This window comes from Arthrobacter sp. UYEF20 (assembly GCF_040546335.1).
Taxonomy (GTDB): domain Bacteria; phylum Actinomycetota; class Actinomycetes; order Actinomycetales; family Micrococcaceae; genus Arthrobacter.
In genome coordinates, this window is the sequence record NZ_JBEPNP010000013.1 from 19,795 (window position 1) to 46,486 (window position 26,692).

The window sequence follows — 26,692 nt, forward strand, 5'->3', positions numbered from 1 at the left end:
CCGCTACAGGCGAACTGTTGATGCCTTCATCCTAGGCGCCTCCCATATTCGGAGGCGACACAATCTAACAACTATTGGGAATCAACTTTTGTTCCCAGCAACTTTACGCAGGGTCGCCTGCCGGCGCCAGTACTTCCAGCAGGCGGTCCAGAGCCGCAGCGCAGGCCAGGGAGCGGATTTCCGCCCGGCTTCCCTCGAAGCTGTACGCGTACGAGGCCGACCCGTCCGCGGTGGCGATGCCGATATAGACCGACCCGATGTCCTGGCCTCCGTGCGGCTCGGGGCCGGCGACGCCGGTGGTGGACACGCCGATGTCGGCACCGCAGATCCGCCGGGCGCCGTCGGCCATGGCGGCGGCGACCTGCCCGTCCACGGCGCCGACGGCGTCCAGGAGGTCCCGCGGCACTCCGAGCACATCGGCCTTGACCGAGTCCTGGTAGGACACCACACCACCCTGCAGCATCCCGGAGGCACCGGGCGTATCGGCCAGGACCGCCGCGACCATGCCGGCGGTGAGGGATTCGGCGGTGGCGACGGTCAGCCCGCGGTCGATGGCTCCAGTCACGGCCTGTTCGGCGATGCGGTGAAGGTTGGGATGCAGGGTTGTCATGGCTTGCCCTCCTGGGTCTGCTGGTGCTGTGCCCGGATGCCGCTGGCGCGCAGCTTGAGGGCCTCGATGACGTATTCTCCGCCCGTCCAGACCGTGATGGCCAGGGCCACCATCATGACGGCGAAGGCCACAACCCCCAGCCACGGCACCAGGGCGCCCAGCGGAACGACGTACAGGAAGATGGCCGCCGTCTGGACGACGGTCTTGAGCTTTCCGCCCCGCGAGGCCGGGATCACGCCATAGCGGATGACGAAGAAGCGCAGCGCGGTGATCCCCCACTCGCGGACCAGGATCAGGACGGTGACCCACCACGGGAGTTCCTGGAGCAGGGAGAGCATCACCAGGGCGGAGCCGATCAGGAGCTTGTCCGCAATCGGGTCGGCGATTTTGCCGAAGTCGGTGACCAGTCCGCGGCTGCGGGCGATGTCGCCGTCGAGCTTGTCCGTGTAAATAGCGACGGCGAACGTCGCGGCGGCGACCCAGCGCCAGACGCCGTTTTGGCTGTCCAGCCCGGGCGCGTCACGCAAGAGGAACCAGACGAAGAACGGCACCAGCACAATCCGCAGCATCGTCAGGATGTTGGGCAGGTTCCAGATCCGCGAGGCGGAACCGGCACTCTTTGCGTCGGAGCTAGTCACCTTCCTAGGCTACCGTCTTCACACGCTACCGTCCGGTGAGCGACCAGGCGTCCTCGGAACCGTCTTCTTCATCAGAGGCGCCCCCGGACCCGCCGTCCGGGCCGTCTGCGCCGTCAAAGTACTGAGCTTTCTGCGTCCGGTTGTCCAGGTCCGCCGCCACGAGGTCTTCCGCGTAACCGCCCTGGGCGATGTTGGCGTTGGCGTTATCACTCAGCGCCGCGGTCTGGGAATCAGCGACGGCGGGCATGTCCATGCCCTTCATGGCTGCGAGGACGGCGGCGAGGTCATCCGGCTTGACCAGGACGTCGCGTGCCTTGGAGCCCTCGGAGGGACCCACCACGCCCCTGGACTCGAGCAGGTCCATGAGGCGGCCGGCCTTCGCGAAGCCGACGCGCAGCTTGCGCTGCAGCATGGAGGTGGAACCGAACTGGGTGGTGACCACCAGCTCGGTGGCCTGCAGCAGCACCTCGAGGTCGTCTCCGATGTCGTCGTCGATCTGCTTCTTCGGCGCCTCCGGGGCGACGTCGTCGCGGTAGACGGCCTTGAGCTGGCCCTTGACGTGTTCGACCACCTTGTGGATCTCGGACTCGGTCACCCAGGCACCCTGGACACGCATGGCCTTGGAGGCGCCCATCGGCAGGAAGAGCGCGTCGCCCTGGCCGATCAGCTTCTCGGCGCCCGGCTGGTCCAGCACCACGCGGGAGTCGGTGACGGAGGAGGTCGCAAACGCCATACGCGAGGGCACGTTGGCCTTGATCAAGCCGGTGACCACGTCCACGGACGGGCGCTGGGTGGCCAGGACGAGGTGGATGCCGGCGGCACGGGCCAGCTGGGTGATGCGGACGATGGAATCTTCGACGTCGCGCGGGGCCACCATCATGAGGTCGGCGAGTTCGTCCACGATCACCAGCAGGTACGGGTACGGGCGGATGACCCGCTTGGAACCCTCCGGCGCGTGGACCTTGCCGGCCCGGACCGCCTTGTTGAAGTCGTCGATGTGCTTGAAGCCGTAGTTGGCCAGGTCGTCATAGCGGGCGTCCATCTCGCGGACCACCCACTGCAGTGCCTCCGCGGCTTTCTTGGGGTTGGTGATGATCGGCGTGATGAGGTGCGGGACGCCTTCGTAGGCGGTCAGTTCCACGCGCTTGGGGTCCACCATGACCATGCGGACCTCGTCGGGCGTGGCGCGCATCAGGATTGAGGTAATCATGGCATTCACGAACGCCGACTTACCGGCACCGGTGGCACCGGCCACCAGGAGGTGCGGCATCTTGGCGAGGTTCGCCACGACGTAGCCGCCCTCGACGTCCTTGCCGACACCGATGACCATGGGGTGGTCCGTCCGCCGGGCGTTCTGGCTCCGGAGCACATCCCCCAGGGACACGGTTTCACGGTCCGTGTTGGGGATCTCGATGCCGATCGCGGACCGTCCGGGGATGGGGCTCAGGATGCGTACATCCGAGCTGGCGACGGCGTAGGAGATGTTCTTGGACAGGGCGGTGACGCGTTCCACCTTGGTGCCCGGGGAGAGCTCGATCTCGTAGCGGGTCACGGTTGGACCCCGGCTGAAGCCGGTGACCTGGGCTTCCACGTTGAACTGGTTGAGGGTCTCGGTCAGCGAGGCGACGATCGCGTCGTTGGCCTCGGTGCGCTCCTTCGGAATGGAGCCGGGCGTCAGGACGTCCGGCGCCGGCAGGGTGTAGGTGACGTCGCCGGCGAGGGAGAGCTGTTCGGTGCGCTGCGGAATCAGCGTAGGCAACGGCGGCGGCGTGACCGGCCGGGAAGGCACCTGCGCGGCTGCGGCGACGGCGGTGGCGGACGGAACGTTGAGGGAGCCGGCGGCCACCATGCCGGGGGTAACGAGCGGGATCGCTTCGGTGGCGTTCTCCCCCGCGGCCCCGGCAAACGTGGCCGCGGCGGCGCCGGCAGCGGCCGTACCGAGGCCCTGGGCCGCCTTGATCTTTTCGACGGCGATCTCAGCCTGGGTGGGCCGGCGCACGCCAGGCGCGACGGACCTGGAGCCCTTGGCCGCCGCGGCTGCTTCCTCATCTTCGATCAGGGCACGTTCGAAGGCCTCGTCGCCGACGTAACCGTCGAGGCCGGCGTCGGCGTCGCGGTCCTTGCCGAAGAGGCGGCGGCGCTTTTTCCTGGCCGGTGCGGGAGTGTCGTCTTCGTAGAGGTAGCTGCGGTCATGGCCGTCGCCGCCGTGGTTGTCGCCGCCGGCACGGTCCTGCAGATCGATGCCCATGAGGTGTTCATAGGCGTCCCGCAGCCGGCCGGGGATGGAGCCGAACGGCGTTGCCGTGACGATCAGCAGCGAGGTGAATGCGAGCACGCTATAGACCGCAACCGGGACGGCGGGGTGGATCGCCGCCAGCGGTGCGGCGGCGAGGTAGCCGAGCATGCCGCCGGCCTGGCGGAGGCCGTCGAAACCGTCGGCCACCGTCGGCTGTCCGCCAATGATGTGGGCCAGCCCGGAGCCGGCGAAGGTCATGGCCAGGAAACCGATCCCGACCCTGTTGTTGCCGCGGCCGTCGACGGGCTGGCGGAACAGCCGGAAGGCGCAGACGAAGAGCATGAGCGGCAGCAGCAGGGACATCCAGCCGAACGTGCCGTTGACGATCCCGTAGACCATGTCCGGGAACCAGCCCCGGAGGCCCCACCAGGCGAAGGTGGCGACGAAGACACCGAGGGCGAGGTTGAACACGGCGGCGCCGTCACGGCGGTCCTCGGGAGCGAGATCGCTGACGTCCGAGCCGATCCGGCGGACGCCCGCACCGACCACATGGGCAATGCCCAGCCAGGCGCCGGCCACGACCCGGACCAGCCAGGGCGCTCTGGGTTCGACGGCGGCCAGCTTCCGGGTGCGTGCGGTACCTGCCGGTCCCGAAGTCCTGGTGGATTTGGATGCAGCGGGGCCGGAGCTCCGGCCCGCCGGGCTGCCTGATTTACCGCTTGAGTTTCCTCTAGGCGCGGAGGAAGTACGTGTCGCCATACCAGCCACGGTACCCGACACCGGGCCGAAAACCGCGGATTTCCGGGCCTCGGCGGGAACCATGTTGCGGACCCACGGCCTTCCCCGGCCGCCGGTGACGCGTTTGCCGGCAACGCAAAACGGCCTTCCTCGCCGGCCCCGGCCAAAGGGCTGGGGCGGGTCAGGAAGGCCGTCTCGGTTCATCCGCGGAGGGCTCCCCGGGCGCGGGCTTAGGCCTCCAGGACCACCGGGATGATCAGGGGCTTGCGGCGGAGCTTGCGGTTGACCCAGGTGCCGACGACGCGGCGGACAACCTGCTGCAGCTGGTGCGTGGTGTGGTCCGTGCGGTTGAGCACGGCTTCCTCCAGTGCGGCGTTGATCTTGGGGATGATCTCGTCGAAGACCGAATCGTCCTCGGCCACGCCGCGGGCGTGGATTTCCGGTCCCGAGACCACCTTGCCGGTGGCGCGGTGGATGACCGTGATGATGGAGATGAAGCCTTCATCGCCGAGCGTCTGGCGGTCCTTCAGGTCTGCTTCCGTGACTTCGCCGACGCTGGAGCCGTCGACGTAGACGAAGCCGACCTCGACCTGGCCGACGATGTCGGCCTGGTGGTCCCGGAGGTCGATGACGGTGCCGTTGTCCGCGAGGAGGATGCTTTCCTCCGGAACGCCGGAGTCCAGGGCGATCTTGCCGTTGGCGATCAGGTGGCGGGTCTCGCCGTGCACCGGCATCGCGTTGAGCGGCTCAAGGATGTTGTAGCAGTACAGCAGCTCCCCGGCGGCGGCGTGGCCGGAGACGTGCACCTTGGCGTTGCCCTTGTGGATGACGTCGGCGCCGAGCTTGAGCAGGCCGTTGATGATGCGGAAGACCGCGTTCTCGTTGCCCGGGATCAGGCTGGAGGCGAGGATCACGGTGTCGCCCTGGCCGACGACGACCCGGTGGTCGCCGTTGGCCATGCGGGACAGGGCCGCCATCGGCTCGCCCTGGGAACCGGTGGACATCAGGACCACGCGGTTGTCCGGCAGGTTGTCGATGTTCTTGATATCGACCAGGATGCCCGCCGGCACCTCGAGGTAGCCGAGCTTCTCGGCGATGGCCATGTTGCGGACCATCGAGCGGCCCACGAAGGCTACCTTGCGGTTGTGGTTGGCGGCGGCGTCGAGGACCTGCTGGACCCGGTGCACGTGCGAGGAGAACGAGGCCACAATCAGGCGCTTGCTGGCCTGGCCGAAGAGCCGGTCCAGGGTGGGCCCGATGTCCTTCTCGGCGGTGGTGAAGCCCGGGACGTCGGCGTTGGTGGAGTCCGACATGAACAGGTCCACGCCTTCTTCGCCGAGCTTGGCGAAGTGGCGGAGGTCGGTGATCCGGCCGTCCAGGGGCAGCTGGTCCATCTTGAAGTCACCGGTGTGCAGCACGGTGCCGCCGGCCGTGCGGATGAACACGGCGAGGGCATCGGGGATCGAGTGGTTGACCGCGACGAATTCGCATTCGAACGGGCCGAACTTTTGAACCTGTCCCTCGGTGACCGTCTGCATGACGGGCTTGATCCGGTGCTCCTGCAGCTTTGCCTCGATGAGGGCCAGCGTCAGCCGGGAGCCCACCAGGGGAATGTCGGCGCGCAGGCGCAGCAGATACGGGACGGCACCGATGTGGTCCTCGTGGCCGTGCGTCAGGACGACGGCGACGATGTCATCGAGGCGGTTCTCGATGTAGGAGAAATCGGGCAGGATCAGGTCGACGCCGGGCTGGGTTTCCTCGGGGAAGAGGACACCACAGTCGACGATGAGCAGCTTGCCGTCAACTTCGAAGACGGTCATGTTGCGGCCGATCTCGCCCAGGCCGCCGAGCGGCACGATCCGCAGGGTGTCCTTGAGCAGTTTCGGCGGCGTGACAAGGCCGGGAAGGGCGGTTTGGGTCATAGTGCACTACTTTCCAGGCGGTTGCCGGAGAGGTCGTTGCCGATCAGAATAACCCCCGATCAGGAAAAGACCAGTCCCGCTTCCGCCAAGTCCTCGCGGATGGTTTCGATCTCGGCTTCGCCCGGCTCCACGAGGGGCAAACGGACAACCGAGTTGGGCAGGACTCCCTGCCACTTAAGAACTTGCTTTGCAGCAACAGCACCCTGAATGTGGGTCATCACTGCACGGACCACAGGGTCCAGTTCGAAATGTATGGTGCGGGCGGTAGCAAAATCGCCTGCAAGTGCGGCATCGATCATGGCGCGGAACTGCTTGGTGGCCACGTGCGCCGAAACGCTGACGAGGCCGACGGCGCCCGCTGCCATCCATGGCAGGGTCAGTCCGTCGTCGCCCGAGTAGACATCCAGATCAGTATTCGCCAGGACGCGGGTCACCGCAGCGAAGTCGGCCTTGGCATCCTTGAGCGCAACGATGCGCGGGTGGTCGGCGAGCCGGATCATGGTTTCGGGCAGGATCGGGACGCCGGCGCGGCCGGGAATGTCATAGACCATGACGGGGAGGTCGGCGGCGTCGGCGACGGCTTCGATGTGGGCCTGGATGCCGGCCTGGCTCGGCTTGTTGTAGTACGGCGTGACGATCAGCTGGCCGTGCGCTCCGGCTTTCGCGGCGCGCCTGGCCATCTCGATCGAGTGCGAGGTGTGGTTGGTGCCGGTCCCGGCGATCACCTTGGCGCGGTCCCCCACAGCCTCAACGATGACGCGGAACAGCTTTTCCTTTTCGTCGTCCTCCAGCGTGGAGGTTTCGCCCGTGGTGCCGGAGATGACGAGGGCATCATTACCGTCGTCGACGAGCTTATTGGCCAGCTCTGCGGACTTCTGGTAGTCGACCTCACCGTCGGTGGTGAAAGGCGTGACCATGGCGGTCACGAGGGTTCCGAACGTGTAAGAGCGAATGTCAGAGTCAGCCATGGTAAAAACGTTACCCTGTCTCCGGCGTGTTAGGACAATGCCGGCGGCGTGATGAAGATCAAATCCGGCCGGCAGGACGTTGCAGGGTCGCGGTCAGCACCTCGGTACCCGTGCCGCCGGCTTGGCGGATGACCCTTCCGTCCGGCCCCCAAAAACCGCTCAACCCGCAGGACGGGCCCAGCGGGGTGCTGCCGGCCAGGTTGGCGAGTACGGCGAAGATCCGGTTGTCCTTGGCCCGGGCGGCAAGATGGCGGTCCAGCTGGCTGTCCTCCCCCGCGGTGTAGAGGGCCGAGACGGCGTAGACGTCCGCCCCTGCCTGCGCGGCATCCAGGGCATGTCCGGAGTGGGCGGCGTCGAAACAGATGGCAAGCGCGATCTTCCAGCCGTCGAGTTCGAGGAGGACGGCCCCGTCCCCGGGCGTGAACAACCGGTTTTCCGGGCCGTGGAGCCTCGACTTGAACGCGTAGTCCACGGCACCGGAGGGATGGAGGGCGAGCGAGGCGAGCCGCGGTGTGCCGTCGGCTTCCTGGAACGGGGCACCGACGACTGCCGTGATGCCGGTCCGGCGGCAGATTTCCCGGATTCCGTCCAGCCGGCCGTCCCCGGCCGTCACCCACTGATCCGGGTCCGCCAGCAGTTCCAGCTCGTAGCCCGTGAGGGAAAGCTCCGGGAAAAGGACGAGCCTCGCGCCATGGGCGTCCGCATCCTCGATGAGGCGGATATGCTCCGGAACATTGGCGGCGATTCCGCCGTCGAGGGCCCGGTATTGGATGGCGGAGAGCGTCAGCGCTGTGGTCACCCTGCCATCCTAGGCAGCCCAGCGGCCACGGCGGACAACCCCGCGGCCACCCGGCGAGTCACTGCGGCGGAGAGGCATCGGCTGAGGGCGTTGCGCAGTAGCGGCTGACTGCGTGTTCGCGCAGGGACTCCGCCCAGGCGGAAAGGCGCTGCGAGGCGCGCACGTAGTGGAACAGTTCGGTGGGCGTCAGCGCTTCGAGGTCGGTCTCGGCGAGGCGGCGGGCAAGCTCGGCACCGGGTGTCTGCGCCGACAACGCCGTGCCCTCCCGATGCCACTGGAGGTCTTCCGCCGATTCGCCGGTAACGAGCTGCCGAAACAGGAAATCCACGACGCCCGGACTCATGGCCTTGAGCACACCGGGCGCCCCATCCGGAATTGCGCGACCCTGCAATGCTTGACCCTGCAATGTTTGACCTTGCCATGTTTGACCCTGCAAAGTTTGACCTTGAAAACCGGGCTCTGATGCGTTGTTCATGGCCTCATGGTATTCGAACATATATTCGAACACAAGGCCTGTGGAACTCCTGTGAACATGTCAGGGCCACTGCCTGCGGGGGCGTGGCGCCGGACGGACATGAGACGATCGGAAGATGACCCAGCGCGTAACGGCCTCAAATTCCCGGGCCGCCCGGGGCAAGCGGGCCGGCGCCCGGCTGGCCGGCATCGATGCCGCCCGCGGGCTGGCGCTCCTGGGCATGATGGCCACCCACGTGCTGCCCACCTTCGAGTCCAATGCCCAGCTCACCCCGACGTGGGTGGGGCTGGTGTTTTCCGGACGCGCCTCCGCCTTGTTCGCCGTGCTGGCCGGGCTCGGGCTGGCCCTGTCCACGGGAAAGCAGCTACCGCTCCAGGGCCCGGAACTGTGGGGTGCCCGGCGCGGCATCACCCTGCGCGCCCTCGTGGTCGGCGCCGTCGGGCTCTCGCTGGGCGGACTCGACGTCAATATCGCAATCATCCTGGTCCACTACGCAGTCCTGTTCCTCTGCGTGCTTCCGTTCCTCGGGCTGGGGGTCAAACGGCTGTTGGCCCTCGCCGCCGCCTTTGTGCTGGTCACTCCCGTGCTGGCTTTCCTGCTGCGGCCATGGCTCCTGGCGGCCACCCCGCCGCTGCACCTCGGACACAACCCCGGCTGGGAGGACCTCGGCACCCCGGCGGCCCTGCTCGGCGATCTCTTCCTGACCGGCTATTACCCCGTGTTCCAGTGGATCGCCTACCTGCTGATCGGCCTCGCCATCGGCCGGATGGCCCTCACGACGGCGGCCGTTCCGGCGCTGTTGCTGGCCGGCGGAGCCGTGGTGGCCATCCTGGCCAAATGGGCCAGCGCCGTGATGATGGAGGACTGGGGCGGCCGGGCTGCTTTGCAGGCGTCTCTGCGCGACCCGAGCTATCCGCTTGAGAGCGTCCTGCAGGTCAACCTGGCCGGCGTGGAACAAGCCGGATCGTGGTGGTGGCTGGCCACGAGTGCCCCGCACTCGGGCAACACGCTGGATCTGCTGCACACTTCGGGGGTCGCGGCCGCCGTCGTGGGCTTCTGCCTGCTGCTGGGCCGGCTTGCCGAGTGGGTCGAGCTGGACATGCTGCTCCCCTTGCGCGGCGCCGGCGCCCTGACGTTGAGCCTCTACACGGCCCATTTGTGCGTCATAGCGTCGCTGTACCAGAAGCCCCTCTGGCCCGGCTGGACGGTGGAGGGCATCTACTGGGCACAAGCCGTCGCCGTCCTGCTGATCGGGTCGGTCTTCGCGGCCCTGGCATGGCGCGGGCCGCTGGAATGGGTGGCCCATGCGGCCAACCAGCTGGGCCGGAACCAGCCGGCCCGCATCCGCTGAGCTAGGCTGCGGGCGTCCCGGCCGGTCAGGCCCGGAACAAGCGGACTGCGTCGCGCATCGAGGCGCGGGCGCGCTTGCGGTCACCCGCGGCGTCGTAGGCGCAGCTGAGCCGGAACCAGGAGCGCCAGTCCTCCGGCGCCGCTTCCGTCTCGGCGCGGTATTTCTCGAATTCGAGGTCCGCGGCCTCGCGGATGATCCGCCCGGCCGGGGTGCGTGGGAGCGTGTCCTCCGGCAGCCCGCCTTCGGCTTCGAGGATTTTCGCCAGCTGTTCGGTGCGGGCGCCGAACAGCAGCTCCCGGACCAGGGCCCAGGCCCCGACCAGCGGGAGGAGCAGGTAGGCGACGCCGATGGCCTTCGCCACGAGGTTGGGATCGGACATCAGCAGCACGGAGCGCTGGAAGGACACCACCAGATAGAACACCAGCAGCAGGGTGACGGCGCCGACCCAGATCTTGGTGCGGTTGGCTTTCAGGGCGGTCAGCACATTGGCCACGGCGCTCAGAGTCCCAGGTCCAGATAGCCGTCGAGGCCCACGGTGAGGCCCGGGTTCGCGGCAACGTCGCGGATGCCCAGCAGCACGCCGGGCATGAAGGAGGCCCGGTCGAAGGAATCGTGCCGGAAGGTCAGCTGCTCCCCCGGCCCGCCCAGCAACACTTCCTGGTGCGCCACGAGTCCGCGCAGCCGCACGCTGTGCACACGCACGCCGTCGACGTCGCAGCCCCGCGCACCGGGGCGTTCGCTGGTGGTGGCATCCGGGCTGGCGGGGACGCCGGCGGCGGCTCGCTCGGCCGCGATCAGCGCGGCGGTGCGCACGGCCGTTCCTGAGGGGGCGTCCACCTTGTCCGGGTGGTGCAGTTCGATGATTTCGACCGATTCGAAGTACCGGGAGGCCTTGGCGGCGAAGGCTGAGGCGAGGACCGAGCCCAGGGCAAAGTTGGGGGCAATCAGGACGCCGACTTCCTGGCCGGCGAGCAGTTCCTCGAGTCGTGCCAGCCGGTCCGCGTCCCAGCCGGTGGTGCCGACGACGGCGTGCATGCCGTGTTCGACGGCGAAGCGGACGTTGGCTTCGGTGCTTTCCGGAACCGTCAGGTCCACCACGATCCGGGCGCCGGCGTCCACGAGCGTGTCGAGGGAATCGTGCCGGCCAAGGGCCGCCACCAGCTTGAGGTCCGCGGCGGCTTCGACAGCCCTTACCGCTTCGGCGCCCATGCGCCCGTTCGCGCCCAGCACGGCGACTGCGAGTTGTTCGGTCATGCCATCAACCCTACCGCCGGGGCCGCTGCCTTCCTGAACCGGCGGACTTGGGTTACAGGCCTGTTCCGCGGTGCCGTAGACCTGGCGACCCGATGGTTTATACCAACCCCGCGACTGTCAGGCTGGATTGACGGCACCGACTTGTCAGTCTAAACTGACAGGCATGGAACCTGACGAACTGTCCGCGCATATTCATTCACTTGACCCCGCGGTCGGTCTACGGGCGGTCGGTGCCCTTCATCGCCTGGCAGAACAGGTCGAGGCGGCGCAGGTAAGAGCTGCTCGACAACAGGGATGGACCTGGGAGCAAATCGGTGACGCCCTTGGCGTCTCGCGGCAGTCCGTCCACGCAAAATACCGAGAGTGAGATCACGATGTTTGAACGATTTGCCGACGACACCCGTAAGATCGTTGGCTTTGCAATGGAAGAGGCCCGCGACAGCGGCGACAAGCGCCTGGGCACGGATCATCTGTTGCTGGGGGCGCTCCACGATCCCGGTCCGGCCGGCATTCTTGGTGTCACGCTCGATGAGGCAAGGGCAGCGGCAGCGACGCTTGACCGCGCGGCCCTCGCGTCAATCGGAATAGACGCCCAGGGCTTTGAACGCGCCACTATGCCCAGCCGAGGAAAAAAGCCGCCCTTCAGCTCAGGTGCCCGGTCGGTCATGGAAGGCATGCTTCGGTACGCCATAAACCAGAAGTCACGACAGATCACCACCGCGAATCTTCTGCTGTCGCTGCTGGACCGCGAAGAACATGATCCGGCGGCCTCGCTCCTCAATGAACTGGCGGTCGACCGCGCCGAGGTCCGGCACAGGGTCCTTTCCGCCTGATCGCGGGCTACCCGCCCTCAGACCGGCCTTACTCGCCCGCGCCGACCCACTCGACCGTGCCGTCGGTGAAGAACTGTTCCTTCCAGATGGGGACCTGCGCCTTGATCCGGTCCACCAGCTCCGAGCAGACCGCGAAGGCCTGGCCGCGGTGTGCGGCCGAGACGGCGCAGACCAGGGCCGGGTCGCCGATCTCTAGCATGCCGATCCGGTGCGCCGCCCAGATCCGCACCGGTTGGCCCTGCCCCGGCTGGCCGTGCACGTGCTGGCCGTGCCCGGAGGCGGTTTCACCGCCGGGGCCCCCGGCAGCGGCCTGCTCGGCGACGAGGGCCCCAACGACGTCGGCCATCACCTGGTGCGCCGTCGGGTGCGCGCTGTAGCTGAGCCGCTGCACCGGCTTGCCGCCGTCGTGGTTGCGGACCACACCGCTGAAGCTGACCACTGCTCCGGCGGTGTCCGATTCGACCGCGGCGATGGCCTGGTCCACGGAGATCGGTTCGGCGCTGAGCACCGCGTGTACCACTTCAAAGGTTGATTCAGTGCCCATGGCTGCCTTCCAGCTGGTCGCAGAGGTGTCCGAGGATGGGATCCAGCACGCTCAGGCCGTCCATGACGCCCTTCGGGGATCCGGGGAGGTTGACGATGAAGGTCTGGCCGGCCGCGCCAGCGTGGCCCCGGCTGAGCATGGCCATCGGTGTCTTGGCCGCTCCCGCGCTCCGGATGCCTTCCATGATGCCCGGGATCTCGCGGTCCAGCAGCGGAAGGGTCTGTTCCGGGGTGGCGTCTGTGGGGCTGAGGCCGGTGCCGCCGCTGGTGATGATGACGGCGGGCTGCTGGGTCAGGAGGGCGCGGAGGGCGGCGCCCACCGGCGCCCCGTCCGGGACCACGAGCGCAGGGAACGCCTCGAAGCCGTGTTCGGTAAGCCAGTCGATGATGACGGGGCCGGTGAGGTCGTCATAGACGCCGGCCGCGGCCCGCGTGGAGGCGATCACGACGCCGGCCTTCCGCCCGGTCGCTTCGCCGTGGCGGTGGGGTTCGGGCATGCTCATATGGTCCAGTCCCCGCTCTTGCCGCCGCTTTTGGCCAGCACTTTGATGTCGTTCAGGACCGCGTTCTTGTCCACGGCCTTGATCATGTCGTACACGCTGAGCGCGGCCACCGAGGCAGCGGTCAGCGCTTCCATCTCGACGCCGGTGACGCCGCGGGTCTTGACCGTGGCGAACACGGTGACCGAAGCGGTGTCGAGCTCGAAGTCGACCGTGACCTTGGCGATCGGCAGCGGGTGGCACAGCGGGATGAGTTCAGCGGTTTTTTTGGCGGCCATGATGCCGGCGATCCGGGCGACGGCCAGGGCGTCGCCCTTTGGCAGGTCGCCGGAGCCCAGGAGGGCCAGGACCTCGGCCGTACTGTTGACCGTGGCGGTGGCCGTGGCCTCCCGCGTTGACTCGGCCTTGTTGGACACGTCCACCATCTGGGCGGTGCCGTCCTGGCGCAGGTGGGTCAGGACGGGTTTTCCGGCTTCAGCGGTAACGGCGTCCGCGTTAACACTTGGCGGGTATCCCGCTGTGGTAGTTCCGATCGTGGGGATTTCTGCATCGTTCACAACATCCATACTTCCACCTCTGCGCCTTCGGCGAGCGCGGCAATTCCTTCGGGGACGTGGATGAGGGCGTTCGAGTGTGCCAGGGCGCTGACCAGGTGCGAGCCTGCGCCGCCTTCGAGGCGGACCGTGCCGTCCGGCTGGAGTGTGCCGCGCCGGATCTGGTGCTTGCCCTGCGGGGACGTCAGTGCTTCGGCCAGCCGGACCCGGACCGCCGGACGCGGCGCGGGCGAGCCGAACAGGGCGCCGAGTACCGGGCGCAGGAACATTTCGAAAGACACAAGGCAGCTCACGGGGTTCCCCGGGAACCCGAGGACGGGGACGCCGTCGAACGTTCCGATCCCCTGCGGGCCGCCCGGCTGCATGGCGACACCGAGGAACTCGACGTCGTGGCCTTCCATCGCCTGCCGGACCACCTCGTAGGCGCCCTGGCTGACGCCGCCGGTGGTGACGATCAGGTCCACGTCCGGGGCGGGCCGGCGCAGCAGCTTGGCGAGTTCCTCGGGCCGGTCCGTGGAGATCCCGGTCCTGGTCACCGCCAGGCCCGCCTGGCGCATCGAGGCTTCGAGCAGGGTTCCGTTGGAATCGTAGATCTTGCCGGCCTGCAGCGGGCTGCCGGGCTCCACCACTTCGTCGCCGGTGGTGACGAGCAGGATCCGCAGGGTGGGGTAGACAGCCACCTCGGTGAGCCCGAGCGCGGCCAGCAGTCCCAGCTGTCCCGGTCCCAGGAACGTCCCGGCGGCCAAGGCAGTTTCTCCGGCGTGGATGTCGCTGCCGGCGTCGCGGACGAAGTTCCCGGCCGGGGCGGCGGGCAGGGTGACCGTGGCCGGTTCCCCGGGCGCGGGAAAGGAGTCCGGCACGGCCTGTTCAATGGGCACGACGGCGTCCGCTCCCGGCGGCATCATGGCCCCGGTCATGATGGGGGCGGCCGTGCCGGGGGCGAGTTCCTGCGGGGCGGCTCCGGCGGGGATGGGCGCCACAACGCGCAGTTCCCTGCCACCGTCGGGCACGTCCGCGCTGCTGATGGCGAAGCCGTCCATCTGGGAGTTCGCGAAGGGCGGAAGGTCCACCGGCGCCACGATGTCCGCCGCGAGTCCCCGTCCGAGTGCCGCGAGCAGCGGGAGCATTTCAATCCGGTCCGGAGTGCGGAGCCGGGCCAGCAGCCGGCGGACCGCCTCGCGGTGTGCTTCCACGCTGACGCGCCGTGTCTGGGTGCGGTGCATGCGTTCGTGTCCCCTCGTCGTGGGCCTTTGTCTTGGCTCGCCGGCCCGGCTCCCTGGCCCAGCGTGTTGGCCCGGTGTGTTGGCCCGGCCGGCTAGGACTTCACGTCAACTCTAACCGTGTGATAGCCGGTGGCCCCGTCGGGCACCACCGGGGCGCGGCCCTCCACCTGCGGGACCCCATTGAGGTCCGTGGCCCGGACCTGCACCTCGTGCTGCCCCGGGGTCAGCGGCAGGGCCAGCTTCCACTGGTACCAGGTGTCCTTGGAGATCCCGGGGGCCAGCTCGGCCTGCTGCCAGTCACCGCGGTTGACCCGGAGCTCCACCCGGCCGATCCCGGTGTGCTGGGCCCAGGCGACCCCGCCGAAGGCCACCGAACCGGCGCTCACGGAGCGGCCGTCCCGGGGCACATCGATGCGGGAAGAGGTCTTGATGGGTCCCCGCTCGCTCCAGCCCCGGGGCGTCCAGTATCCGACGTCGTCCGCGAAGCGCGTCACCTTGAGCTCGGCGACCCACTTGGTCGCCGACACGTAGCCGTACAGGCCGGGGACGATGAGCCGGACCGGGAAGCCGTGCTCCAGGGGAAGCGGTTCACCGTTCATGCCGACGGCCAGCAGCGCGTCCCGGCTGTCCGTCAGCACCTCCAACGGTGTGCCGGCGGTCCAGCCGTCCGTGCTGCGGGACAGCACCATGTCCGCGCCGTCCTTCGGGCCGGCCAAGGCCAGCAGTTCCCGGACCGGCCAGCCGAGCCAGCGGGCGTTGCCAATCAAGTCCCCGCCCACCTCATTGGAGACGCAGGCAATGGTGACGTGTCGTTCGACCAGGGGTTTGGCGAGCAGGGTGGCGAAGTCCAGTGAGATCTCGCGCTCCACGAGTCCGGTGACCTTCAGGGTCCAGTGGCCCGGGTCCACCACCGGGACGCGCAGTGCGGTGTCAATCCGGTAGAAGTCCTTGTTGGGGGTCACCAGCGGGCCCACACCCTCCAGCCGGACCTCGGCGCCGGCCGGGATCGGCGGAGCCGGGGACACTGCCGCGGGGAGCGCCAGCTTGCTGCGCAGTTCACTCACGACGGCGGCGGCCCCCCGAAACGTCGCGGCGAGCACACCGGCGACCGCCGCGACGGCGGCCGTTCCGCCGAGCGCTTGGAAGAAACGGCGGCGGGAAGGAGTCTGCGCCTTCGGGGCAATACCCACCTGGACATGACTTTCTGGTGCGGTGCTGTCGGAAGCACCGCCAGCCGGGCCTCCCGACGTCGGGCTCTCCAGGAGCTGACTTTCCACAAGCCCGGCTTCGGTTTGCCACTCCCCCAGCCACCGGACCAGCCACCGCAGCAGGATCATGCCTACGGCGGCGGCGAGCAGCGGGGCCGGGATCGCGTTCGCGGTCAGTTCTGCCCGGCCCAGAACGGCCACCAGCCCCACCACGCCGAAGACGGCAATGACGGCCACCCCGGCGGAGCGGCGCCGCAACTCCACGATTCCGGACAGGGCAGCCAGCGCGGCGATGGCGAGCCCCATGCCGCCCAGCAGCGCGGCCTTGTCCGCCGTGCCGAAGAGCGAAATGGCCCAATCCTTGACGCCCGGCGGGACCGCATCGATCACGGCGCCGCCAACAGCGGTCACCGGGGAGAGCGCGGGGCTCATGAGTCCTGCCGCGAGCTCCCCCAGGGCAAGCCCCGTGCCGACGGCCGCGACTCCGGCCGCCGCGGCCCAGCCGGTCGCTTGCCGGTCCGGACGGCGCCGGAGGGGACTGTGCTGCCCAGAGTTACGCTGCTCAGGGTTACGCTGCTCAGAATCAGGCAGCCGGGCGCTCCGCCGGCTTGGCCACGGGGTGGCAGCAGGCGTGCTGGGCTGCCCATGCGGGGAGGTGTTCACTCCTCCAGCATAGGTTCGCAAGGAGTCCGCGGCACCGCCCGCCGGACGGCATCTTGGCTCAGCCTGGCTCCGCCGCCCTGGCGTCACGGCGTCGGGACCCGGCGGGATGCCGTGGGATGCCAAAGGGATGCCAAAGGGATGCCGTGGGATGCCAGCGGCGGAATCCTGTGGCTCAAGAGGCGTGATGCCGGCGCCGAGGTGGCGTAGCCTGATTTTATGAGTGTTCAGCTTGGTATTCCCCAGCCCCGCACGGATGACGGCCCCGGCGCGGGCACTTCCGGCCCGCAGTTGCCCGGGCGCCCGGCCGAGATGCCTGCTGGCCTCGTCGACCGCTACGGCCGCCGTGCCACGGACATGCGGCTTTCCCTGACGGACAAATGCAATCTGCGCTGCACCTACTGCATGCCGGCCGAAGGCCTGGAGTGGCTGTCCAAGCAGGCGGTGATGTCCGCGGCGGAAATTGTCCGGATCGTGCGGATCGGCGTCGATATGCTGGGCGTGCGTGAACTGCGGCTCACCGGCGGCGAACCGCTGGTCCGGGCCGACCTGCTGGACATCATTTCGGCGCTCCGCCAGGCCCACCCTGACCTTCCGATCTCCATGACCACAAATGCCGTGGGCCTGGACAAGAAAGCGGCCGGACTCAAGGCCGCCGGACTCTCCCGCATCAACGTCTCGCTGGACTCGCTCCATGAGGAAACTTTCACGCAGCTGACCCGCCGCCCCTTCCTGAACAAAGTCCTGGCCGGCGTGGACGCCGCCTGGGCCGCCGGGCTGGGCCCCGTGAAACTCAACGCAGTGCTGATGCGGGGCATCAACGACGTCGAGTCCCCGGCCCTGCTGGCCTGGGCGCTGGACCGCGGCTACGAGCTGCGCTTCATCGAGCAAATGCCGCTCGACGCCGACCACGGCTGGACCCGCCGGAACATGATCACCGCCGCGGAAATCCGTGAGCTGCTTTCCGTCGATTACGTGCTCAGCACTGATCCGAGGGACCGCGATGGCGCCCCGGCGGAACGCTTCGAGGTCCGGGCGCGCGTGCCCGGCACGGCCGAGGCGATCGGCCCCGTGCTGGGAACGGTGGGGATCATCGCCTCCGTGACCGAGCCCTTCTGCTCCGATTGCCGCCGCACCCGCATCACGGCCGAGGGCAAGATCATGAGCTGCCTGTTCTCCCGCGAGGAAGTGGACCTGCTGGGGCTGCTCCGCGAAGGCGCCAGTGACGAACAACTTGCCGGGCGCTGGCAGGACGCCATGTGGATCAAGCCCAAGGCCCACGGTATGGACCACGTGGGACTGGACGCTCCGGACTTCGTCCAGCCGGACCGCAGCATGAGCGCCATCGGAGGCTGAACCACCTGTGAACGTACGTTACTTCGCTGCCGCGCGCGCTGCCGCCGGCGTCGACGAGGAGCGCTTTGACCTCCCCGCGGACGCCACCGTCGCGTCGCTCCTGGAAGCAATCCTCGCCGTCGAGCGCCCGGAACCCCCGGCCGGGACGCCGCCGCTGGCGCGCCTGCTGTCCCGGAGCAGCTTCCTGCTCAACGAGGTGGCAGTGCGGAACCGTGCCACGGCACTCAAACCGGCCGACGTCGTCGACGTGCTGCCGCCGTTCGCCGGCGGCTAAGCGACGCTCCCTCAAATCCTGCGACCTTCACGGCGACCCTGCCTCACATCCCGTGAGGGAGCGTCCCTGGAATTGGCGCAGAACGTGAGGGAGCGTCCGGGTGAGGGAGGCTAAGGGGAGCCTCAGGCGGGAACGCTGGCGCCCTTGGATGCTCCCCCGGCCACGCGTCGGCAGACCGAGGTCATGAACGGGGTGAACTCGATTGCTTTGCCCAGCCGGAGTCCGGCGCTGTGCGTCAGCACGCCGTCGTCCACCCGGAAGGTATGCCGCGCGGTGCCGCGGTCGCTGCGCCGCTCCATGGTGAGGACACCCTCCTGCCAGCTGGCGCGCGCGGGCGGCTCCGGGGGCAGTCCGCCGCTGTTCACGTGGTACCAGAGGGTGTCCGGGCGGTCGGGGTCCACGGTGAAGACGCCGTGGCCCTCGGAGCTGCTGCCGTCGGCCTCCGTGTGCCGGTAACTCTGGGTGATGGCCAGGCCGGCTGCCGCCCGGGCGAAGGTCAATTCAATGGCCGCGGCCCGGGCCGGCCCCCAAGGCGTGGCCTCCCACTGCGTGGTGCCGGTCCACTGCCCCAGGAATGCCTCAAGCGCCTCGTGTGCACTGCCTGGCAGCGGCCGGTCCATGGTTTCCTTTCCAGGTGGGGTCCTCCCGAGTGACCCCGCCCCCATCATCACGCGGTGCCGCCTGTGCTGTCTAGGCCCTGTGCTGTCTAAGTCCCGGGCGGGCCGGGGCCTTCAAGGACTCGCAAGCCTCAGAGGCCGAAGGTCTCCGTTTCCTCGAAGGGTCCCACCACGGTGACGGTCCGCGGGGCGGCCGCGAGCTCGCGGGCCAGCTCCTGGACCTCGGCCGCGGTCACGGCCTTGATCTGGCGCAGCGTCTCGTCGATGTCCTGGTACTCGCCGGACACCAGCTCGGCGCGGCCCAGCCGGGACATCCGGGATCCGGTGTCCTCCAGGGCCAGCACGATTCCGCCGCAGAGCTGACCGACGGCCTTGCGGAGCTCCTCGTCGGAGATGCCGCCCTCGGCCAGCTTGTCCAGTTCGGCGCCGAGGAGCTCCAGCACCTGCCGGACTTTCGACGGCGTGCAGCCGGCGTACATGCCGAAGTAGCCGGCGTCGGCGTAGGAGGAAGCGAAGGAGTAGGTCGAGTAGACCAGCCCGCGCTTCTCCCGCACTTCCTGGAAGAGCCTGGAGGACATGCCGCCGCCGAGCACCGCGTTGAGCACGCTCATGACGAAGCGCCGGTCATCGGTGGCAACGATCGTGGGGCAGCCCATGATGATGTTGGCCTGCTCCACGGGGCGCTTGACCACATGCAGCCCGGCGGTACCGGCAATGTCGGCGCGCTGGGTGGGGCGGCGCTGGACCGGCGACGCATCCGGCTCAAGGCTCCAGCCGGCGGAATGCAGGGCATCCACCACCAGGCCGCAGACGACGTCGTGGTCCAGTCCCCCGGCCGCGGTGATGACGAGCTCGTCGGGGCGGTAGTAGCGGCGGTAGTGGTCCCAGACCGAGTCGCGGGCGACGGCCCGGATGGCGTCCGGGGTGCCGCCGATCGGGCGGCCGAGCGGGTGGGTTCCCAGCACGGCGGCGACGAAGTTCTCGTGCGCGACGTCGGTGGGGTCGTCGCTGTCCATCGCGATTTCCTCAAGGATGACGTCCCGTTCCTGCTCCATCTCCTGCGCGTCCAGGACCGCACCGGTGATCATGTCCGCGATGACGTCGATCGCCATGGGAAGGTCGGTGTCCAGCACCCGGGCAAAGTAGCAGGTGCTTTCCTTCGCGGTGGCGGCGTTTGATTCCCCGCCGACCTCGTCGAAGGCCGAGGCGATCTCCAGTGCGGTGCGGCGCTTGGTGCCCTTGAAGAGGAGGTGCTCCAGGAAGTGCGTGGAGCCGTGCTGGCCGGGAGCCTCGTCGCGGGAGCCGACCCCGACCCAGAAACCGATGGTGGCCGAGCGCTGGCCGGGCATCGCTTCAGTGAGCACGCGGACGCCGCCGGGCAGGACCGAGCGGCGCACTTCTGAACCGCCGTCGGCTCCGTGGATCAGGGTGTCAGCGTGCTGGTTCTGCTCTAGCGGCAGGGGTACGACAGTCATCAAGGCCTTTCAGTAAACATGTGCCAAATCTGCCTGCAATCGTACCAGCGGGACGCTACCCCAACGGTCCGGCAGCGGCACTTACGGCGACGGCTTAAACGGCGGCGGGGCCGGTGGATGATCCACCGGCCCCGCCGCTTGGAACAGGTCAGACTATTCTGCGGACTCCAGGGAGACCTCAGCGTTGTCGGCGTGTTCTGCGTTTTCTGAGCCTGCCTCGCCAGCCACAACGGGCGAGAGGGACAGCTTTCCGCGGTCGTCGATCTTGGTGATTTCCACCTGGATCTTCTGGCCCACGGCGACGACGTCCTCGACGTTGTCAACGCGCTTGCCGCCGGCGATCTTGCGCAGCTCGGAGATGTGCAGGAGGCCGTCCTTGCCCGGGGTCAGGGAAACGAAGGCGCCGAAGGTGGTGGTCTTGACCACCGTGCCCAGGTAGCGTTCGCCGATTTCCGGGATCTGCGGGTTGGCGATGGCGTTGATCGCGGACCGTGCTGCGTCGGCAGACGGGCCATTGGTGGCGCCGATGTAGACAGTTCCGTCGTCCTCGATCGAGATGTCGGCTCCGGTGTCTTCCTGGATCTGGTTGATCATCTTGCCCTTCGGCCCGATGACCTCGCCGATCTTGTCTACCGGGATCTTGACCGCGATGACGCGCGGCGCGAACTCGGAGAGCTCGTCCGGGGTGTCGATCGCGGAGTTCAGGACGTCCAGGATGTGCAGGCGCGCTTCGCGGGCCTGCTTCAGGGCGGCGGCCAGGACCGAGGCCGGGATGCCGTCGAGCTTCGTGTCCAGCTGGATGGCCGTGACGAACTCGGCGGTGCCGGCAACCTTGAAGTCCATGTCGCCGAAGGCGTCTTCGGCGCCGAGGATATCGGTCAGGGCGGCGTAGCGGGTCTGGCCGTCGACCTGGTCAGAGACCAGGCCCATGGCGATACCGGCAACGGCAGCCTTCAGCGGCACGCCTGCGTTGAGCAGGGACAACGTGGAGGCGCAAACGGAACCCATCGACGTCGAACCGTTGGAGCTGAGAGCCTCAGACACCTGGCGGATGGCGTAGGGGAATTCCTCGCGGGAGGGCAGCACCGGCATGATGGCGCGCTCTGCGAGGGCACCGTGGCCGATTTCGCGGCGCTTCGGGGAACCGACGCGGCCGGTCTCGCCGGTGGAGTACGGCGGGAAGTTGTAGTTGTGCATGTAGCGCTTGCGCGTCACGGGAGACAGCGAGTCGATCTGCTGTTCCATCTTGAGCATGTTCAGCGTGGTGACACCCATGATCTGGGTCTCGCCGCGTTCGAAGATGGCCGAGCCGTGGACGCGGGGCAGAACCTCAACCTCGGCGGTGAGCTGGCGGATGTCCGTCAGGCCGCGGCCGTCGATGCGGATCTGGTCCGTGAGGATGCGCTGGCGCACAACCTGCTTGGTGACGGAGCGGAAGGCTGCGGACAGCTCCTTCTCGCGGCCTTCGAACTGGCCGGCCAGGGAAGAGGTGACCTCGTCCTTGAGCTCGTCCGATGCGGTGTCGCGTTCCTGCTTGTCGGCAATCTGGAAGACAGCGGCCAGCTTCTCGGCGGCAGCGGACTCCACAGCGGAGTAGACGTCGTCCTGGTAGTCCAGGAAGACCGGGAACTCGACGGTCGGCTTGGCGGCGCGGGCTGCCAGGTCGGACTGTGCTTCGCAAAGGGCCTTGATGAACGGCTTGGCAGCCTCGAGGCCTTCCGAGACAACCTCTTCGGTCGGGGCGGTAGCGCCCTGTTCCTTGATGAGGTTCCAGGAGTTGTCGGTGGCTTCGGCTTCAACCATCATGATGGCGACGTCGTCACCGGCGATGCGGCCGGCGACAACCATGTTGAAGACAGCGTTCTCAAGCTGGGAGTGCTTCGGGAACGCAACCCACTGCGAGCCGTTCTCGTCGGCGACGAGGGCAACGCGGACGCCGCCGATCGGGCCGGAGAAGGGCAGGCCGGAAAGCTGGGTGGACATCGAGGACGCGTTGATCGCGACCACGTCGTAGAGCTCGTCCGGGTTGATGGAGAGCACGGTGACGACGATCTGGACCTCGTTGCGCAGGCCCTTGACGAAGGCGGGGCGCAGCGGGCGGTCCATCAGGCGGCAGGCCAGGATGGCTTCCGTGGAGGGGCGGCCTTCGCGGCGGAAGAACGAGCCCGGGATGCGGCCGGCGGCGTACATGCGCTCTTCGACGTCGACGGTCAGCGGGAAGAAGTCGAAGCCTTCACGCGGGTGCTTGCCGGCGGTGGTGGCGGACAGCAGCGCGGTCTCCTCGTCGAGGTAGACCATCGCTGCGCCGGCTGCCTGCTTGGCAAGGCGGCCGGTTTCAAAGCGGATTACACGCTTGCCGAAGCGGCCATTGTCAATGACTGCTTCTGAGAACTGGATTTCGGGACCCTCCATAGAGAGTCACCTCCGTTTCATGGTTCACGGAGCCCAGCCGCATCAACCCAGTCCAGCATCTGTCTACTGGCCTGCACTGCACCCGGTCATCGATCGAGACCCACGGGCCGGGCCTCATTTCCTTGAAGCCGTTCCCGGAGATCACTACCGAGGACCGCGAATGCGTGATGCGGTTGATCCTCCTGTTGAGTTTTGTTTGAAGAAGGCGGCCCTTTCCGTTCCGGAAGGGGCCGCCCCCTAAAGCTGACTAGCGGCGCAGGCCGAGACGCTCGATGAGCGCACGGTAGCGGGTGATGTCAGTGTTCTTGAGGTAGGTCAGCATGCGCTTGCGACGACCGACCATGGCCAGCAGACCGCGCTGGGTGTGGTAATCGTGCTTGTGCACCTTCATGTGCTCAGTGAGATCCTTGATCCGCTGAGTCAGGACTGCAACCTGGACCTCCGGCGAACCGGTATCGGCCTCGGACGTTGCGAAATCCTTGATGATGGACTGCTTTACAGCGGCTTCAAGTGCCACGATGACTCCTAGAGATGTGCCGTGAGGCCCGAGTCAGTAACTCACTGCCGGGGGTGCCGCGCCGGATCGCCGTTCTGAAACAGAGGGTTTTCCGTACACACCAAGAACCAGCCGCCACGGACTGCAGCCGGATCCAACGTTTAGTTTACCGGCACGCTTGTGATCTTGTCGAAACCGGCGCCCTGCAGCCGTTCCCGGATGGCGGCGACGCCGCGGTGGAGCTCAGCGAAAGAGGTACTCAGGGGCGAGAGTCCGATCCGGATGCCGTGCGGCGCACGGAAATCCGGAATGACGTCCTGCTCCCACAGGGTCGCCGTCATTTCCCGGAAGACAGGGTGATCCACCGTGATGTGGCTGCCCCGCAATTCCGGCTCCCTCGGGGTTGCGAGCGTCACGCCGGCCGGCGCGAGCCAGGCGTCGTGGAGTTCGACGGCGAACGCGGTCAGCTTCCGCGATTTCTCCCGCACGGCTGCCATCCCGGCCTCCTCGAGCAGGTCAAGCGTCCCGCGCATGGCGAGCATCCCGAAGATGGCCGGGGTGCCGCTGAGGAAGCCCCGGATGCCGGCTGCGGCCTCATAGCCGGGGCCCATTTCAAAGGCGTCCTTGCGTCCCATCCAGCCCCAGATCGGCTGCTGCAGGCCGGGCAGGTGCCGGGCGTTGACGTAAGCGAACGCAGGCGAGCCCGGTCCCCCGTTCAGGTACTTGTACGTGCACCCGGCGGCAAAATCGACGCCTGCCGTGTCCAGGCCGATCTCCACCGAGCCGGCGGAGTGGCACAGGTCCCACACGACCAGCGCGCCGGCGTCGTGCACGGCAGCGGTGATCCCCGGCAGATCCGCGAGGAACCCGGAGCGGTAGGCGATCTGGCTCAGGACCACGACGGCGGTGGCCGGCCCGGTGGCGGCCCGCACCTGCTCCACGGTCACGCCGGAGGCGGGATCGGCGTCGATCCAGCGCAGCGTCAGTCCCTCCTCGCGGGCGATGCCCTCGACCAGGTAGCGGTCGGTGGGGAAATTGTCCGTGTCCAGCACGATTTCGGTCCGCGCCGGATCCGTCACGGCTGCCAGCGCGGCGCGGATCAGTTTGTACAACACCACGGTGGTGGAATCGGCGATGATGGTCTGGCCCGGTGCGGCGCCCAGGACTGCGCGGCCGAGCTGGTCCCCGATGGCCTGCGGGAGCTCGAGCCATTCCTCGTCCCAGCCGCGGATCAGCCGGCCGCCCCAGCTGTCCTGGATGAAGCTGCCGATGTCCGTGACCGTGCGCTTGAGCGGGCGGCCAAGGGAGTTGCCGTCGAGGTAGGACAGTTCCGTGTCGGTGCCGATGAAGTGGTCGCGGTACGCGGCGAGCGGGTCGGCGGCGTCGAGGTCCCGGGCGCGCTGCCGCAGGGTGTCCGTTGCTTCGGTGCTGGCGGACATGCTCATTGGCCGATCTCCGTCCGGACGGCGAAGAGCTCGGGGAAGAAGGTCAGCTCAAGGGCCTTCTGCAGGAACGCGGCGCCGCTGGAGCCGCCGGTGCCTGACTTCATGCCAATGGTGCGCTGGACAGTGCGCAGGTGGCGGAAGCGCCAGAGCTGGAAATTGTCCTCCAGGTCCACGAGTTCCTCGCAGGCTTCGTAGGCGCCCCAGTTGCCGGCCGCGTTCTCGTAGATGTACTTGAACACCGGGACCAGTTCGGGGCAGAACTCGTGGGCCTTCGTGACGTCGCGCTCCAGCAGGGATGCCGGGACGTCGAAGCCCTGGCGTTTGAGGTAGCCGAGGAAGTCGTCGTAGATGCTGGGGGCTTCGAGGAGCTCCAGCAGCATCGCGTGGGCCTCCGGATCGGATTCGAACACCGGCAGCATCTTGCGGTTCTTGTTGCCGAGCAGGAACTCGACCGCCCGGTACTGGCTCGACTGGAACCCGGAGGAGTTGCCCAGGAAGCCGCGGAATTGCGAGTACTCGGTGGGCGTGAGGGTGGCCAGCACGGACCATTGCTCGGTCAGCGTCTTCTGGATGTGCTTGACCCGGGCGATCGCTTTCAGGGCCGAGCCGAGGTCGTCGGCGCGGAGCCAGCCGGCGGCGCTGCGGAGCTCATGCAGGACCAGTTTCAGCCACAGTTCCGTGGTCTGGTGCTGGATGATGAACAGCATCTCGTCGTGGTGCTCCGGGGCGCTGACCGGCTGCTGGGCGCTCAGCAGCGTGGGCAGCTGCAGATAGGACGCATAGCTCATCCGGGAGCTGAAATCGCGGACAATATCTTTGTCCAGCTCCCTCGTATTCTTATCAAGGGTCACGTCTCTTGCCTTCCTTGCCTACGGGCTGTGAATCGTTCCGCGAAATGACACGGGGACCCGGGGGCCCAGAAACCCAGGATTGGACCACCGGTACGCCAGCTGATGAATCAGTTGTACGGTTGGTGCGCCGACTGGGTGGGCGGCCGGTGCGCAAACAGGATGTCGTGGGCCTGGACCACGTCCAAACGCATCTGGTCCACCAACGCTTCAGGGCCACGGTACGCCACCATGCCGCGCAGTCTGGCGACAAATTCCACCACTACTGTCTGGCCGTACAGATCGAAGTCCTCCACAGCCTCGTCCGGACGGCCGATCACGTGCGCTTCCACCTGCCGGCTGACGCCGTCGAAGGTGGGGTTGGAGCCGACCGAGATGGCGGCCGGCCAGCGGGTGCCTGCCTGGTCCACCAGCCAACCGGCGTAAATGCCGTCCGCTGGGATGTAGCCGCTCGAACTGGAGGCGAGGTTGGCGGTGGGGAATCCGAGGTTGCGGCCGCGGGAGGCGCCGTGCACCACTTCGCCGCGCATCCGGTGCGGACGGCCGAGGACGGCGGCGGCGGTGGCGACGTCGCCCTCCCGCAAGGCCTCGCGGACCCAGGTGGAGGAGCAGCGGCGGTCCTTGCCGGCGTCGTCGTGAATGGGGAAACCCTCGGAACCGAACTCGCTGATGACCAGCACCTCGAAGCCGAGCTTTTTCCCGAGTTCCTGCATCGTGCGCAGGTCCCCGGAGTTGCCGCGGCCGAAGCGGGCATCATGGCCGATTACCACGTGGCTGGCCCGGAGGCTGCCCACCAGGACGGAGGAGACGAATTCCTCGGGAGTGAGGCTGGCCAGTTCGAGCGAGTACTTCATCACCAGCACTGCGTCGAGGCCCAACTCGCCGAGGGCCGCCAACTTGTCCTCCAGCCCCATGATCAGTTCCGGCGCGGACTCCGGCCGATGGACCTGCGCGGGGTGGGGATCGAAGGTGATGGCGACGGCGCGGGCGTGGTTCAGCCGGGCAATGCGGATGAGCTGGGACAGCACCTGTTGGTGGCCGCGGTGCACGCCGTCGAAGTTTCCGAACGTGACGACGGAAGGACCGAAGTCCGCCGGGACTTCGGACGGATCGTTCCAGATGTGGACCATCAACCTCGCCTTTTTGCTGCCTGCCATGAGCTCTTCCGGAGCAAGGGTGCCGGCTCCGGAACTCTCTAAGATTACCCGCTATCGCTGCAGGCCCCGGACGGCCCGGCCGGCCCTCCCGAACGCTGTT

At 67.8% G+C, this 26,692-nt stretch carries 26 protein-coding genes; 5 read left to right on the forward strand and 21 right to left on the reverse strand.

What is annotated here, in order from left to right:
- Positions 1–103 precede the first annotated feature (103 nt).
- From ABIB26_RS14835 to ABIB26_RS14865, 7 genes are all read right to left on the reverse strand, one after another.
- Positions 104–610 (reverse strand): CinA family protein, encoded by a 507-nt coding sequence (locus ABIB26_RS14835; RefSeq protein WP_354244555.1) that lies wholly within the window; start codon positions 608–610, stop codon positions 104–106.
- Positions 607–1,248 (reverse strand): CDP-diacylglycerol--glycerol-3-phosphate 3-phosphatidyltransferase, encoded by a 642-nt coding sequence (gene pgsA, locus ABIB26_RS14840; RefSeq protein ID WP_354244558.1) that lies wholly within the window; start codon positions 1,246–1,248, stop codon positions 607–609. The genes ABIB26_RS14835 and pgsA overlap by 4 nt, the downstream gene beginning before the upstream one ends.
- A 25-nt stretch (positions 1,249–1,273) precedes the next feature.
- Positions 1,274–4,243: an FtsK/SpoIIIE family DNA translocase gene (locus tag ABIB26_RS14845; protein WP_354244563.1), complete on the reverse strand. Its 2,970-nt coding sequence runs from the start codon at positions 4,241–4,243 to the stop codon at positions 1,274–1,276.
- 209 nt (positions 4,244–4,452) lie between these two features.
- Positions 4,453–6,144, reverse strand: coding sequence for a ribonuclease J (locus tag ABIB26_RS14850; protein ID WP_354244566.1), 1,692 nt, complete (start codon positions 6,142–6,144; stop codon positions 4,453–4,455).
- 59 nt (positions 6,145–6,203) lie between these two features.
- Positions 6,204–7,112, reverse strand: a complete 909-nt coding sequence (gene dapA / locus ABIB26_RS14855; protein WP_354244569.1) for a 4-hydroxy-tetrahydrodipicolinate synthase — start codon at positions 7,110–7,112, stop codon at positions 6,204–6,206.
- A 58-nt stretch (positions 7,113–7,170) separates the two neighbouring features.
- The gene (locus ABIB26_RS14860) at positions 7,171–7,911 is read right to left on the reverse strand and encodes a carbon-nitrogen hydrolase family protein (RefSeq protein ID WP_354244573.1); all 741 of its coding nucleotides are present in this window, start codon (positions 7,909–7,911) and stop codon (positions 7,171–7,173) included.
- Positions 7,912–7,969: 58 nt separating this feature from the next.
- Positions 7,970–8,386, reverse strand: coding sequence for a hypothetical protein (locus ABIB26_RS14865; protein WP_354244576.1), 417 nt, complete (start codon positions 8,384–8,386; stop codon positions 7,970–7,972).
- A 115-nt stretch (positions 8,387–8,501) separates the two neighbouring features.
- On the opposite strand from ABIB26_RS14865, the gene ABIB26_RS14870 reads away from it, so the two are divergent.
- Positions 8,502–9,737 (forward strand): heparan-alpha-glucosaminide N-acetyltransferase domain-containing protein, encoded by a 1,236-nt coding sequence (locus ABIB26_RS14870; protein WP_354244578.1) that lies wholly within the window; start codon positions 8,502–8,504, stop codon positions 9,735–9,737.
- Positions 9,738–9,762: 25 nt separating this feature from the next.
- On the opposite strand, the gene ABIB26_RS14875 is transcribed toward ABIB26_RS14870, so the two are convergent.
- Both ABIB26_RS14875 and dapB read right to left on the reverse strand, forming a co-directional pair.
- On the reverse strand, positions 9,763–10,230 hold the full coding sequence (locus ABIB26_RS14875) for a hypothetical protein (protein ID WP_354244580.1): 468 nt from the start codon (positions 10,228–10,230) through the stop codon (positions 9,763–9,765).
- A gap of 5 nt (positions 10,231–10,235) precedes the next feature.
- Complete coding sequence (dapB, locus tag ABIB26_RS14880; RefSeq protein ID WP_354244582.1) at positions 10,236–10,991, reverse strand: 4-hydroxy-tetrahydrodipicolinate reductase; 756 nt, start codon at positions 10,989–10,991, stop codon at positions 10,236–10,238.
- 163 nt (positions 10,992–11,154) lie between these two features.
- Between dapB and ABIB26_RS14885 the strand changes: the two genes are divergently transcribed.
- Entirely contained in the window at positions 11,155–11,358 is a 204-nt protein-coding gene (locus tag ABIB26_RS14885) for a helix-turn-helix domain-containing protein (RefSeq protein ID WP_354244584.1), read from the forward strand.
- Entirely contained in the window at positions 11,306–11,824 is a 519-nt protein-coding gene (locus ABIB26_RS14890; protein ID WP_354244587.1) for a Clp protease N-terminal domain-containing protein, read from the forward strand. Before ABIB26_RS14885 ends, ABIB26_RS14890 begins: the two co-directional genes overlap by 53 nt.
- 28 nt (positions 11,825–11,852) lie before the next feature.
- Here ABIB26_RS14890 and ABIB26_RS14895 read toward each other — a convergent pair whose 3' ends face one another.
- From ABIB26_RS14895 to ABIB26_RS14915, 5 genes are all read right to left on the reverse strand, one after another.
- Positions 11,853–12,368 carry a molybdenum cofactor biosynthesis protein MoaE gene (locus tag ABIB26_RS14895; RefSeq protein ID WP_354244590.1) on the reverse strand — a complete coding sequence of 172 codons (516 nt, stop codon included), beginning with the start codon at positions 12,366–12,368 and terminating at the stop codon, positions 11,853–11,855.
- A complete protein-coding gene (locus tag ABIB26_RS14900; RefSeq protein WP_354244593.1) occupies positions 12,358–12,870 on the reverse strand; it encodes a MogA/MoaB family molybdenum cofactor biosynthesis protein in 513 nt (170 codons plus the stop codon). The genes ABIB26_RS14895 and ABIB26_RS14900 overlap by 11 nt, the downstream gene beginning before the upstream one ends.
- The gene (gene moaC / locus ABIB26_RS14905; RefSeq protein ID WP_354244849.1) at positions 12,867–13,292 is read right to left on the reverse strand and encodes a cyclic pyranopterin monophosphate synthase MoaC; all 426 of its coding nucleotides are present in this window, start codon (positions 13,290–13,292) and stop codon (positions 12,867–12,869) included. Before moaC ends, ABIB26_RS14900 begins: the two co-directional genes overlap by 4 nt.
- Positions 13,293–13,420: 128 nt before the next feature.
- Positions 13,421–14,644 carry a molybdopterin molybdotransferase MoeA gene (locus ABIB26_RS14910; RefSeq protein WP_354244596.1) on the reverse strand — a complete coding sequence of 408 codons (1,224 nt, stop codon included), beginning with the start codon at positions 14,642–14,644 and terminating at the stop codon, positions 13,421–13,423.
- Positions 14,645–14,736: 92 nt separating this feature from the next.
- Positions 14,737–16,284 (reverse strand): molybdopterin-dependent oxidoreductase, encoded by a 1,548-nt coding sequence (locus tag ABIB26_RS14915; protein WP_354244598.1) that lies wholly within the window; start codon positions 16,282–16,284, stop codon positions 14,737–14,739.
- A 447-nt stretch (positions 16,285–16,731) separates the two neighbouring features.
- On the opposite strand from ABIB26_RS14915, the gene moaA reads away from it, so the two are divergent.
- Complete coding sequence (gene moaA / locus ABIB26_RS14920) at positions 16,732–17,868, forward strand: GTP 3',8-cyclase MoaA (protein ID WP_354244601.1); 1,137 nt, start codon at positions 16,732–16,734, stop codon at positions 17,866–17,868.
- A gap of 7 nt (positions 17,869–17,875) precedes the next feature.
- Positions 17,876–18,142 carry a MoaD/ThiS family protein gene (locus tag ABIB26_RS14925; protein WP_354244604.1) on the forward strand — a complete coding sequence of 89 codons (267 nt, stop codon included), beginning with the start codon at positions 17,876–17,878 and terminating at the stop codon, positions 18,140–18,142.
- Positions 18,143–18,264: 122 nt separating this feature from the next.
- Here the strand turns inward: ABIB26_RS14925 and ABIB26_RS14930 are convergent, their stop codons facing one another.
- The 7 genes from ABIB26_RS14930 to ABIB26_RS14960 form a co-directional block, all read right to left on the reverse strand.
- Positions 18,265–18,762, reverse strand: coding sequence for a DUF1579 domain-containing protein (locus tag ABIB26_RS14930; protein WP_354244607.1), 498 nt, complete (start codon positions 18,760–18,762; stop codon positions 18,265–18,267).
- 128 nt (positions 18,763–18,890) lie between these two features.
- Positions 18,891–20,234: a M16 family metallopeptidase gene (locus ABIB26_RS14935; RefSeq protein ID WP_354244608.1), complete on the reverse strand. Its 1,344-nt coding sequence runs from the start codon at positions 20,232–20,234 to the stop codon at positions 18,891–18,893.
- 153 nt (positions 20,235–20,387) lie between these two features.
- A complete protein-coding gene (locus tag ABIB26_RS14940) occupies positions 20,388–22,646 on the reverse strand; it encodes a polyribonucleotide nucleotidyltransferase (RefSeq protein ID WP_354244610.1) in 2,259 nt (752 codons plus the stop codon).
- Positions 22,647–22,893: 247 nt separating this feature from the next.
- A complete protein-coding gene (gene rpsO, locus ABIB26_RS14945) occupies positions 22,894–23,163 on the reverse strand; it encodes a 30S ribosomal protein S15 (RefSeq protein ID WP_354244612.1) in 270 nt (89 codons plus the stop codon).
- 140 nt (positions 23,164–23,303) lie between these two features.
- Positions 23,304–24,587 carry a kynureninase gene (locus ABIB26_RS14950; RefSeq protein WP_354244615.1) on the reverse strand — a complete coding sequence of 428 codons (1,284 nt, stop codon included), beginning with the start codon at positions 24,585–24,587 and terminating at the stop codon, positions 23,304–23,306.
- Positions 24,584–25,438 carry a tryptophan 2,3-dioxygenase gene (gene kynA / locus ABIB26_RS14955; RefSeq protein ID WP_354244618.1) on the reverse strand — a complete coding sequence of 285 codons (855 nt, stop codon included), beginning with the start codon at positions 25,436–25,438 and terminating at the stop codon, positions 24,584–24,586. Before kynA ends, ABIB26_RS14950 begins: the two co-directional genes overlap by 4 nt.
- Positions 25,439–25,545: 107 nt before the next feature.
- Positions 25,546–26,565 carry a bifunctional riboflavin kinase/FAD synthetase gene (locus ABIB26_RS14960; RefSeq protein ID WP_354244620.1) on the reverse strand — a complete coding sequence of 340 codons (1,020 nt, stop codon included), beginning with the start codon at positions 26,563–26,565 and terminating at the stop codon, positions 25,546–25,548.
- Positions 26,566–26,692 lie beyond the last annotated feature (127 nt).

Bases quoted from the DNA above. Each gene is read 5' to 3' on its own strand.
- ABIB26_RS14885 (WP_354244584.1), top strand. From the start codon at position 11,155: ATGGAACCTGACGAACTGTCCGCGCATATTCATTCACTTGACCCCGCG.
- ABIB26_RS14950 (WP_354244615.1), bottom strand. From the start codon at position 24,587: ATGAGCATGTCCGCCAGCACCGAAGCAACGGACACCCTGCGGCAGCGC.
- ABIB26_RS14850 (WP_354244566.1), bottom strand. From the start codon at position 6,144: ATGACCCAAACCGCCCTTCCCGGCCTTGTCACGCCGCCGAAACTGCTC.
- ABIB26_RS14960 (WP_354244620.1), bottom strand. From the start codon at position 26,565: ATGGTCCACATCTGGAACGATCCGTCCGAAGTCCCGGCGGACTTCGGT.
- ABIB26_RS14845 (WP_354244563.1), bottom strand. From the start codon at position 4,243: ATGGCGACACGTACTTCCTCCGCGCCTAGAGGAAACTCAAGCGGTAAA.
- dapB (WP_354244582.1), bottom strand. From the start codon at position 10,991: ATGACCGAACAACTCGCAGTCGCCGTGCTGGGCGCGAACGGGCGCATG.
- ABIB26_RS14935 (WP_354244608.1), bottom strand. From the start codon at position 20,234: ATGACTGTCGTACCCCTGCCGCTAGAGCAGAACCAGCACGCTGACACC.
- moaA (WP_354244601.1), top strand. From the start codon at position 16,732: ATGAGTGTTCAGCTTGGTATTCCCCAGCCCCGCACGGATGACGGCCCC.
- ABIB26_RS14865 (WP_354244576.1), bottom strand. From the start codon at position 8,386: ATGAACAACGCATCAGAGCCCGGTTTTCAAGGTCAAACTTTGCAGGGT.
- ABIB26_RS14870 (WP_354244578.1), top strand. From the start codon at position 8,502: ATGACCCAGCGCGTAACGGCCTCAAATTCCCGGGCCGCCCGGGGCAAG.
- ABIB26_RS14900 (WP_354244593.1), bottom strand. From the start codon at position 12,870: ATGAGCATGCCCGAACCCCACCGCCACGGCGAAGCGACCGGGCGGAAG.
- ABIB26_RS14835 (WP_354244555.1), bottom strand. From the start codon at position 610: ATGACAACCCTGCATCCCAACCTTCACCGCATCGCCGAACAGGCCGTG.
- ABIB26_RS14940 (WP_354244610.1), bottom strand. From the start codon at position 22,646: ATGGAGGGTCCCGAAATCCAGTTCTCAGAAGCAGTCATTGACAATGGC.
- moaC (WP_354244849.1), bottom strand. From the start codon at position 13,292: ATGGTGGACGTGTCCAACAAGGCCGAGTCAACGCGGGAGGCCACGGCC.
- ABIB26_RS14910 (WP_354244596.1), bottom strand. From the start codon at position 14,644: ATGCACCGCACCCAGACACGGCGCGTCAGCGTGGAAGCACACCGCGAG.
- ABIB26_RS14895 (WP_354244590.1), bottom strand. From the start codon at position 12,368: ATGGGCACTGAATCAACCTTTGAAGTGGTACACGCGGTGCTCAGCGCC.
- ABIB26_RS14915 (WP_354244598.1), bottom strand. From the start codon at position 16,284: ATGAGCCCCGCGCTCTCCCCGGTGACCGCTGTTGGCGGCGCCGTGATC.
- dapA (WP_354244569.1), bottom strand. From the start codon at position 7,112: ATGGCTGACTCTGACATTCGCTCTTACACGTTCGGAACCCTCGTGACC.
- ABIB26_RS14930 (WP_354244607.1), bottom strand. From the start codon at position 18,762: ATGGACCGGCCGCTGCCAGGCAGTGCACACGAGGCGCTTGAGGCATTC.